The sequence below is a fragment of the Streptomyces sp. BE20 genome (genome assembly GCF_036322525.1).
In the GTDB taxonomy this organism is placed as follows: Bacteria; Actinomycetota; Actinomycetes; order Streptomycetales; family Streptomycetaceae; genus Kitasatospora.
Genome location: NZ_JAQYWW010000957.1, coordinates 218,955 through 228,439 on the forward strand (window position 1 = coordinate 218,955; position 9,485 = coordinate 228,439).

Annotated in this window: 8 protein-coding genes; 1 reads left to right on the forward strand and 7 read right to left on the reverse strand. The window is 71.4% G+C overall.

The annotated features are described in order from the left end of the window. Positions 1–336 precede the first annotated feature (336 nt). The 5 genes from PUR61_RS24665 to PUR61_RS24685 form a co-directional block, all read right to left on the reverse strand. Positions 337–546, reverse strand: coding sequence for a cold-shock protein (locus PUR61_RS24665; RefSeq protein ID WP_329881564.1), 210 nt, complete (start codon positions 544–546; stop codon positions 337–339). A gap of 243 nt (positions 547–789) precedes the next feature. Then, a complete protein-coding gene (locus PUR61_RS24670) occupies positions 790–1,431 on the reverse strand; it encodes an HAD family hydrolase (protein WP_329881565.1) in 642 nt (213 codons plus the stop codon). Further along, a complete protein-coding gene (locus PUR61_RS24675; RefSeq protein ID WP_329881566.1) occupies positions 1,428–2,669 on the reverse strand; it encodes a cytochrome P450 in 1,242 nt (413 codons plus the stop codon). Before PUR61_RS24675 ends, PUR61_RS24670 begins: the two co-directional genes overlap by 4 nt. Then, positions 2,666–4,273, reverse strand: a complete 1,608-nt coding sequence (locus tag PUR61_RS24680; RefSeq protein WP_329881567.1) for a prenyltransferase/squalene oxidase repeat-containing protein — start codon at positions 4,271–4,273, stop codon at positions 2,666–2,668. Before PUR61_RS24680 ends, PUR61_RS24675 begins: the two co-directional genes overlap by 4 nt. A gap of 427 nt (positions 4,274–4,700) precedes the next feature. After that, positions 4,701–6,020 (reverse strand): wax ester/triacylglycerol synthase domain-containing protein, encoded by a 1,320-nt coding sequence (locus tag PUR61_RS24685; protein ID WP_329881568.1) that lies wholly within the window; start codon positions 6,018–6,020, stop codon positions 4,701–4,703. Positions 6,021–6,373: 353 nt separating this feature from the next. On the opposite strand from PUR61_RS24685, the gene PUR61_RS24690 reads away from it, so the two are divergent. Beyond that, on the forward strand, positions 6,374–8,575 hold the full coding sequence (locus tag PUR61_RS24690; RefSeq protein ID WP_329881569.1) for an MMPL family transporter: 2,202 nt from the start codon (positions 6,374–6,376) through the stop codon (positions 8,573–8,575). A 164-nt stretch (positions 8,576–8,739) separates the two neighbouring features. Here PUR61_RS24690 and PUR61_RS24695 read toward each other — a convergent pair whose 3' ends face one another. Continuing rightward, positions 8,740–9,045, reverse strand: a complete 306-nt coding sequence (locus PUR61_RS24695) for a hypothetical protein (protein WP_329881570.1) — start codon at positions 9,043–9,045, stop codon at positions 8,740–8,742. Positions 9,046–9,118: 73 nt separating this feature from the next. Then, positions 9,119–9,485: pirin-like C-terminal cupin domain-containing protein (locus PUR61_RS24700; protein WP_329881571.1), on the reverse strand; the 367-nt coding region annotated here is incomplete at its 5' end.

Here is a 9,485-nt window from a genome sequence, read left to right on the forward strand (position 1 = left end):
CGCGCCCGGGCTACCGGCCGCCGGAGTTCGCCGGGAACTTGTGGAGGACAGCGACGACATCGCCACCCGCGAAGCCTGCGTGTTCACCCCTGGGTGGCGGCCCACGCTGGCGGCGGGTGGCCGTGCGATGCCGCACGGCCACCGGCACCCGCGCCGACCGACCTGTCACGCGAGGGGCGGGGCGGAGCCACCGAGGGCCTGCCCGTCGCGATCCGCAGCGAGCAACGCGCCGCGGCCGTTTCGCGGTGACCGGCTCGACGCTCTCCACCAGCAGCACCCCTCCACGACGACCTCCGTGGCATCGCTGCTGAGCGCCGGCTCCGAGCGGTGGTCCGCTCAGCCGATCGGGGTGACTTGCTCCGCCTGCGGCCCCTTGGGGCCCCGGGTGATGGTGAAGTCGACCTGCTCTCCCTCGGCCAGGTCCTTGCGATCGTCCTCGGCCCGGATCTCGGCCCAGTGCACGAACACGTCCGGACCGCCGTCGTCACGCACGATGAAGCCGTAGCCCTTCTCCGTGCTGAACCACTTCACAACGCCTGTCGCCATGCGTCACTCCTCGGGGGCAGTTGGACAGGAGCATCCCGTCCAACTGTAGCCAATCAGATACCCACGGTGAGAAACGGTATTGCCACCCGGCCCCCCGCCGACCGTCACCGCTGCGGTTGACGCTCACCCGGGCCGCGAGTCCGGGTCAGCCGAGCCGGCCTTCAGCGCCCTTGGTACCGGCGTCGGCCGCCGCGTTCCCGGTGCGTGGCCGGCCCGGCTCTGGCGGCCAGGCCGCCTTCGCGTCTACCGCCAGGGTCGGTGCCTGATGTCGATGACGTGCATGCCGGCGGCCGTGGCGGCGGTAACGCCTTCGTCGGTGTCCTCGTGGGCGAGGCAGCGGCCCGGCTCGACCCCCAGGAGGCGGGCGGCGTGCAGATAGGCGTCGGGGGCGGGTTTGGGGTGGGCGACATGGTCGCGGCCGACGACGGTCCAGGGGAGGTCGTCGAGCCCGACGACCTCCAGGCCGTGTCGGACGATGTCGCTGTAGTTGGCGGAGACTACGGCGATCGCGGCGTGTTCGGCGGCGGCGCGTGCGGTGGTGCTGGCCGCGGTGATCGGTCTGATCCGGTCGGTGTTGGCGAACCAGTAGGCGCGGGCGGCCCTGGCGAAGGTCTCCTCGGGCAGCGCGGCCGCGGAGAGGGCGAGGCGTCTGCGTAACTGGCGGGCGGTGAAGACGGGTTCGGCGGCCACCCAGTCGAGGGTGACGGTGATGCCGTGGGCGGCGAGCGAGGCCTGCACGGAGCCGTGGTTGATGTCGCTGGTGTCGGCGAGGGTGCCGTCGAAGTCGAAGGCGTAGGCGGCGTAGGCGGCGTAGGCGGTGCGGCCCTCCGGCGCCTCCGTCGCCGTCGCCGTCACCGGGGAGCTGCTGCGCTGATGGCTCGTCATGGGGTGAAGTCCACGGGGAGGCGGGCCGGGCCGTGGACGACCCGGTGCTGGTGGGTGGGGATCTCGTCCGGGTCGGCGGCCAGGCGCAGGTCCGGGAAGCGGTGCAGCATCGTGGTGAGGACGGTGCGCAGTTCGATCCGGGCGAGTTGGTCGCCGATGCAGTGGTGGGGGCCGTGGCCGAAGCTGAGGTGTTTGGCGGCGTCGGGGCGGTGGGGGTCGAAGTGGTCGGGGTCGGTGAAGCGGGCGGGGTCGCGGTTGGCGGCGGGCAGGTGGAGGACGACCCGCTCCCCCGCCTGGATGGTTTGCCCGGCGACGGTGAGGGGTTCGCGGGCGACGCGGAGCAGGCCGAACTGCAGGACGGTGGCGTAGCGCAGGGTTTCCTCGATGACGCCGTCCACGAGGTCGGGGCGTTGGCGCACGGTGTCCCAGAGGCGGGGCGGGCGCAGCAGGAGGAGGGTGGCGAGGCCGATGACGTTGGCGGTGGTCTCGTGGCCGGCGATGAGGACGAGTTGGGCGAGGGCGGCGATCTCGTCGTCGGTCAGTGTGGCGTCGGTGGCCTGGGCCTGGAGCAGGCCGGAGAGCAGGTCGTCGGCGGGTTCGGCGCGTCGGAGACCGATCAGGTGCAGCAGGTAGGACTTCATCTCGGCCTTGCTGGCCAGGAGTTGGTCGCGGGTGCGGTCGAGGGAGAGCAGTTCGGCGGTGAGGCGCTGGTACCGGTCGCGGTCGGCGAAGGGGACGCCGAGGAGTTCGCTGATCACCAGGGACGGGACGGGCAGGGCGACGGTGGCCATCAGGTCCGCCGGGCGGGGCGCGGTGGCCAGGGCGTCGAGGTGCTGGTCGACGATGGCCTGGATCCGGGCGTCGAGTTGGTTGATCCGCCGGGTGGTGAACTGGCCGTTGACAAGCCGGCGCAGCCGGGTGTGTTCGGGCGGATCGCTGGTGAGCAGGTCGCTCGGGCGCAGTGCGGCCATTTCCTCGGGGGTGATGAGGCTGGCCCGGATGTGGGAGTTGAGGTGGGGGCGCCGCGAGCTGAGCCGGGGGTCGGCGAGGGCGGCGCGGACGTCGTCGTAGCGGGTGACCAGCCAGCCCGGTGGGCCGTCGGGGAAGGCCAGCGGTGCCACCGGCAGGTCGGTGCGCAGGCGCTGGAGTTCGGCGGGCGGGTCCAGTGGTCCGGGACGGTCGACGGGCAGGGGCATCGGTGCGCGGGCGGTGCCCGCCTGTGCGGGGTGCCCGGTCATCGGGTGCCGTCGCGGTCGAAGCCGGTCAGGGCGAGCAGGACCCAGGTGTCCGTGAAGACGGGCGCGTCGAACAGCAGGGGCCGGGGGGCGACCTGGTCGGGCAGCGCGACGAAGGAGCCGTCGGGTTCCTGTCGGGACAGCAGATGGGCCACGCCCGCCCGCACGACGGCGTCGTCCTGGAGGCGTCGGCCCATGGCGGCCAGGGCCAGCAGCGAGTAGCAGGTGCTGGTGGTGTCGCTGGCATCGCCCGGCCGGTAGCCCCAGCCGCCGTCCGCGTTCTGCGCCTCGGCGAGGAAGCGGTGGGAGGCGGCGTCGGCGTCGGCGATGCGCGCCTTGAGGGTGGTGCGGGTCGCCTCGGGCACGGAGTGCAGCGCCCACGTCGCCCGCCAGATCGTGTTCGCCTCGCTCAGGCTCCAGCTGCGCTCGAAGGTGCCGTCCTGGTGCTGGGCGTCCAGCAGCCAGCGGGCCGCGCCGTCGAGCAGGTCGCCGTGGTCGGTGGCGTTCCATGCCAGCGCGCTGACCGCGCCGGCGGTCATGCCGGCCTCGGACGGGTCGCCCTTCATGTAGGTCGGGAAGCCGCCGTCCCTCCCGGCGATGCCCCGGAAGTACCCGCCCGCGCGCAGCAGGGCCTCGCGGTGGCGCAGCGGGTCGACGGCGGCCAGGCACGCGGCGGCGTAGGAGCTGGCGTCCACGTCGGTGTGCCGCATGCGCTCGGCGAACGTCCATCCACCGTCCGGCATCTGTTGGTCGATCAGGTAGTCGCACATACGGTGGAGGAGCGCGCGGTCCGCTCCCGCCCGGGCCAGCGCGAGCCCCGCGGGGCCGGTGTTGAACACGTCCAGGTTCGACATGCTCGGTACCCCGCCGTCCGGGTTGCGGCACGCCAGCACCGCGGCCACGCCGGTTTCGACCAGCGGGTGCCCGGGGGCGAACTCCTGGACGGCCAGCAGTGCCAGGAGGTGGGCCGCGGTGTAGTTCTCCCACACCGGAGCCCGACTGGAGCCCAGCAGCTCCAGCAGCCGTTCGCGCTCACCGTCGTCGACCTGGTCGCCCGCGCCGAGACCGTGGGCGACCAGGACCCGCACGCTCAGCATGAGCATCTCGATCCAGGTGACCGTGTTGTCCGCGCCCGGGTCCGCCGCACGGTACGGACGCAGCATCGACGCCTCGAACGGGACCGCGCCCGCCACGGCCAGGTAGACGTCGAACAGCAGCCGCTTGCGCGCCAGCGTGAAGTGGTCGAACCCGGCCAGCAGCTCACCGCCCACCACGTCGGTGCCGACCGTCCGGCCGTGCAGGACCGCCCGCGCCAGCGCCGCGTCGAACCCGTCGGCCTGCGCCTGCGGGGCGGCCAGGAACTCCGCGAGCTCCTGCTCCTGGCGCGGGTGGCCGCCGCGCCGGCGCAGCAGTAGGAGTAACAGCGCGGACTCCAGCGTCCGACTGGAACACGGCCTGCGCACCGCGCCGTCCGCGCCGACCGCCGCACTCAGCCTCTCCCGCACCCGCTCCCGGGCCCGCTCCCCGGCCACCGCGAGCCCTCCGGGCATCGGCTCCGGTTCGCGGGCCGTGCCCGGTCCGGTCGTCTCGATCTCGCTTGTCGTCACGGTCGACTCCTCGTTCTCCCCGGTTCGCACGGCACGGCCGGTGCCGCCGCCTACAGCCACGGACCAGCGGCTGTCAGGACCCCGTCATCGAGGATGAGCGAATCCCACACCGCCGCCGGAAACCTGTGGATCTTCGAATCTGGTCCGAAGAAGACCAACATTCGCTACTCGTTGCGCGACCACGACCACCCGCTGCCGATAGTCGCACCCCGGCGCCGGCCGGGCGCACGATCGGTGGTCCTCGATCTGGACCACCAGCGGAAGTCGCTGCGGAGCACGCCACATGCCGCGGGTTCAACCGGTGGTTCTGTTCACGAGCTGCCGCAGGGCGAGAGTCGATTCCCCGGGGACTCTGCTGCACACGGACATCGCAAGCGTCCCGCCGGGCCCACCACGGCTACGGGATGGTGGGCCTGCAGTCGGGATGTCAGCTCCCCGGTCGCACGCAAGTCGGTCGTAGCCGTCCTCGGTCTTGCACTGTCACCCCCGTCTCACGAGCGAGCAGCAGTACTTCCTCGGCCCACAGCCGGCCGAGCTGCTCGGCGCCGGGAAGGGCCCGGTCCGCGACGAAGGCGACCTGGGCAGTGTCCCGGTAGGTGCAGAGGCACACGGACAGGGGGTGGCGGTCGGGCAGGTGCATGTGCGGGATCACCGCGACAGCTTCGCTGTCCCCCAGGACCAGCTGGTGGGGAAAGGGTACGTGGGAGGCGATCAGCGGTGCGTACCCCGGGTTGCTGAGCAGCTTCATCATCCCGAGCATGGCACCGGGGCCCAGCCGGTCGAACAGTGCACGGCTCGTGCGGCGCCCGCGGACTGTGAGCACCTCACTGTCGTGGTCCACGATCTGCCGAAGACGTCGTAGCGGTGACGCCTCGTGCCAGGGCAGGGGAATGCGCGCCAGGCCGAACTGATTGCGCGCCGCGCCGGGTTCGCCGAGCGCACGGGTGCTGACCGGGACCATGGCGTGCAACGCGCGACGCGGCGGAGCCGAGGCGATGTCGGTGGGTACCCAGCGGCGCAAGGTGGCGGCCAGAGCAGCCAGGTACACATCGTTGACACCGCCGCCGACAGCCGATCCGACGTCTGCCATGAGCCGGCGCGGCACGTGGCCGGTCGACAGGAGCTGCTGTCCGCTGCGTGGATGGCGTGCCGCCCACCACGGCGAGGTGGGAAGCAGATCGGCTCCCACGGCGGCTGCCAGTCTCAGCACGTCGCGCGGCCCTGCCCGTCTCGTTCCCCTCGCAGGCCTGCTCGCCGCGGAAGCAGTCGCCAGTGGTCGGGGACTGAACAGAGCGGCGATGGTGCGGATGGCGGCGAGACCGTCCTGTGCGGCGTGGTGGACGCGGTAGCACAGCAGGTACTCCTCCTCGGCATAACCGTGGACGAGCCAGAGATCCCACGGCGGTGCGTCGGCCGGCAGCGGCAACGTGCGCAGGAGGCCGACGGCCTCACTCGCTGCGCGCGGGCCCTGGACGACTCTCAACTGCCGGACATGGCGGGTGAGATCGCATCCGGGGTCGGCCTCCCAGGTCGCGCCCGGACCGCTCCCGGTGATTCGTTGGCCCAGGACGGGAAGCTGTTCGAGGCGGCCTCTCACGTGCTCCCGCAGAAAGTCCAACCCGGGCGACGGGCCGGACATGTGCGCGGCACCGCCGATCTGCAAGTAAGCCGCAGGCCGCTCGAGTTCGTAGGCGAGGAAGCATCGGTCGATCGTCGCAAGCGGGTGGCTGCGAGCGGCATCGGTCATGGGTACCTCGATCGGTCGTGTGACTCTGCGGCATGTCGGTGGTCGCCGTGATGTGGTTCGGTCATGCTCGCATTTCGTTGATGTGCCGCAGGAGCGAGAGGCCTTCGGCGTGGACGGGCTGTCACCCGTGCGGGGCATTCCAGGCGTTGCGCTGCGATGCGGGCTGATGTGGCGTTCCGCCGACCGCATTCCGTCGGCGTTGTGGGAGCGCGCCCGGCGCGGGGCTCGCTCCGGTGCACCCGATCGGGTGACGGCGACGGGACAATCGGGCTGAACGGAGTGCGCCGCACGGCTGAGGTGCGGTAATCCCGTATCCCGTACAGGTGGGTTCTCGGAGCCGAACCAGGAGGAGTGTGATCCCGGCCGCCTTCAGCGATCTCATCGTTCGTCACCGCCGCGCCGTGCTGGCGGCGGCCCTGATGCTGATGTGCCTGCTGGGATGGTTCGATCTGGGGGTGTTCGGACACCTCGCGAACGGCGGGGACACCCCGAGGGGGGCCGAATCCGCGGCGGCGACAGCGGCGATCCGGGAGAACTTCGGCCACGGCGGCACCGATGCCGTCGCCGTCTACCGCAGCGACCGGTGGACGGCCGACGATCCGGCCTTCCGAGAGGGAGTCCAGGCCTCGCTCAGCTCTCTGCCACCGGGGGTGGTGACCGGCGCCCAGGACTACTGGAACACCGGGAGCCGGGCCTTCCTCTCCGAGGACCGGCACTCTGCGGCCGTCGTCCTGAGCCTGGGTGGCACTGACGACACCGCGAAGATGGCCTCGTACCGCACGGTGCGCAGCACCGCGCATCCCGCCGGCATCGATGTCGCCTACGTCGGGCAGACGCCGTTCTACGCCGACACCACCGACCTCGCTCGCAGCGACCTGGCCCGAGCGGAACTCTTCTGCGCGCCGGTCCTTGTCCTACTGTTGTGGCTCGTCTTCGGCAGCCTGACGGCCGCCGTGCTCCCGATGGCCGTCGCAGCGGCCAGCATTGTGGCCGCCACGGCGGCCCTGAGGCTGCTCACCCTGGTCATGCCGGTTTCCGTCCTCACCCTCAACCTGGTGACGATGGTGGCGATGGCGCTGGCCGTGGACTACGCCCTGTTCATGGTCGCGCGCTTTCGTGAGGAACTCGACCGTGGCAGCGAGCCGGCCCGGGCGCTGGCGGCGACGATGGCGTCGGCCGGGCACACGGTGCTCTTCTCCGGCCTGACCATCGCCGCGGCCATGCTCGCGCTGGTGGCGCTGCCCTTCGACTACACCCGTTCCGTCGGGGTTGCCGGAGCGGTGACCGCCCTCCTGGCGGTACTGACCTCGCTGACGCTGCTGCCCGCAGCGCTCGCCGTTCTGGGCCACCGGGTGAACACGCTACGGCTGCCCGTGCCCCGATGGCTGCGCAACCCCGTGGCGGCCATGCAGTCCACGGCGGAGCAGAGCGCTTGGGCGCGACTCGGCCGCACGGTGATCCGGCGGCCCGTACGCTACCTGGCGGGCGCTCTGGTCGCGCTGGCGGTACTGACCCTGCCGATGACCCACGCACGCTTCGGCGCCACCGACCACCGCACGCTTCCGCAGAGCGCACCCGTCCGGCAGGCCACCGAGGCGCTCTCGCGCGACTTCCCCGCACTGGGGCTGGACCGGATCCAGGTCGTCACCCAGTTCTCCCACTCCCTGAGCTCCCCGGAGGGAAGCGCAGCCCTCGAAACCTGGAAGCAGCAGCTCACCGCGCTGCCGGGTGCCAGCTCCGTGCACGTCACAGCCGTATCGGGCCGGTCGGCAGTGGTGACCGTCTCCGGACCGAAATCCCCGCACAGCGGCCCGGAGAGCGGCCCGGCAGCCGACCTCGTCGAGTCCGTCCGGGCACTGCCCGCACCCGACGGAGGAGCGTTCGACGTCGGCGGCCCGGCGGCCGCCACCGTCGACCTGCGGCAGACCCTCCGGACCTGGCTGCCACTGATCGGACTCTGCATCGCCCTGACCAGCTTCGCGCTGCTGCTCCTCGCGTTCCGCTCGGTCGTGGTGCCGCTCAAAGCACTGCTGACCACCGGGCTCTCCCTGGGCGTCGCATTCGGCGTCGTGACCTGGATCTTCCAGGACGGCCACCTCTCCCGCCGGCTGGACTTCCAGCCCAACGGATACATCGGCGCCCTGGAGCCCGTCGTCATGCTGGCCCTGCTGTTCGGCCTCTCCATCGACTACGAACTCTTCCTGCTCTCACGGATCCGCGAGCACTACCGCCGCACAGGCGACAACGAGGCGGCCATCGTCACCGGGCTGCGTCAGAGCGGAGGGATCATCACTTCCGCTGCGGTGCTGATGCTCACCGTCGTCGCGGCCTTCGCCACCAGCGGCGTCCTGATGGTCAAGGAGATCGCGATCGGCATCTTCGTCGCGGTGGCCGTGGACGCGACCCTCGTACGGGCCCTGCTCGTCCCGGCGACCCTTCGCCTGCTCGGCGACGCCAACTGGTGGGCACCCGGCCGACCGCCCAGCAGGCCAGTAGGTGACCCGAACGCGGCCGACGCGGGCGCGACCACCCCGGCCCTGATCGGACGGGAGTAGACCTGCGAGCGGCCGCCCCGACCCCGGACGCGCCAGCCCCACCTCACCAGCCGGGCGCTCTTTCCGGCGCCTCTTCAAGAGCATCTTGCGCTCGGCCGGCGCTGCGGCAGCCTGCTCGATCGAGAGAGCCGTGCCCAACAGGTGGCTGCCCTGCATCCACGGAATCAGGCAGCCGTCCGACAGGAAGCGGCACTCACGAACCTCACCCAGCCCAAAGGGTCGCCGAGCACCACCAGATCCTCGGTGGTCAGCAACATGATCGTGGCCCAGCCCGAACACGGCGAGGCCGGCTTGATCAAGAGATGGCCGACCAGGCCGACCCGCCACTGACGATCAGTCAGAAAAGTCAGCAAAAGGTCAGCATCGATACGGGCAGACCTTGCAAAACGCGCGTAGACCTGAGAATCGACACGCCCCGCGCCTTGCCCCCCCGAGGAGGCAGGCGCGGGCAGCGGAACTCGTTCTGCCATTGCCCTTCCGATGCCGGAACGGTCCAGTCGGCAGCGACGGGAACAGATGCTTCCTTCGATGCATCTTCCCAGGTCATCGCACTCGCCCACGGGCCTTCAGCGGGATGTCGGGGAGCTCCGGCGCCCGCAGTCGAGCACCGTCGTAGCCGTGGACGTCGCCGAAGCGGGTGCCGGCTTCCCAGTCGTTGCGGGCTTGGAGGATTTCTTCGCCGGTGCGGCCGATGAAGTTCCACCACATGACGAGTTTCTCCTCGAAGGGGTGGCCGCCGAGGAGGAGGAGGGTGGCGTCGGTGTGGGCGTGGAGGGGGAGGTGGGGGCGGCCGGTGCCGAGGTAGAGCATGGCGCCGGGGTCGAGGCGGACGCCGTCGACCTCGGTGTGGCCGGACATGGTGAGGACGGCGTACTCGAAGTCGGGTTCGAGGGGGAGGCGGTGGTGGGCG

What these genes read in the sequence shown, in the direction of transcription:
- PUR61_RS24665 (WP_329881564.1), bottom strand. Translation starts at nt 546, where the DNA reads ATGGCGACAGGCGTTGTGAAGTGGTTCAGCACGGAGAAGGGCTACGGC.
- PUR61_RS24670 (WP_329881565.1), bottom strand. Translation starts at nt 1,431, where the DNA reads ATGACGAGCCATCAGCGCAGCAGCTCCCCGGTGACGGCGACGGCGACG.
- PUR61_RS24675 (WP_329881566.1), bottom strand. Translation starts at nt 2,669, where the DNA reads ATGACCGGGCACCCCGCACAGGCGGGCACCGCCCGCGCACCGATGCCC.
- PUR61_RS24685 (WP_329881568.1), bottom strand. Translation starts at nt 6,020, where the DNA reads ATGACCGATGCCGCTCGCAGCCACCCGCTTGCGACGATCGACCGATGC.
- PUR61_RS24695 (WP_329881570.1), bottom strand. Translation starts at nt 9,045, where the DNA reads ATGGCAGAACGAGTTCCGCTGCCCGCGCCTGCCTCCTCGGGGGGGCAA.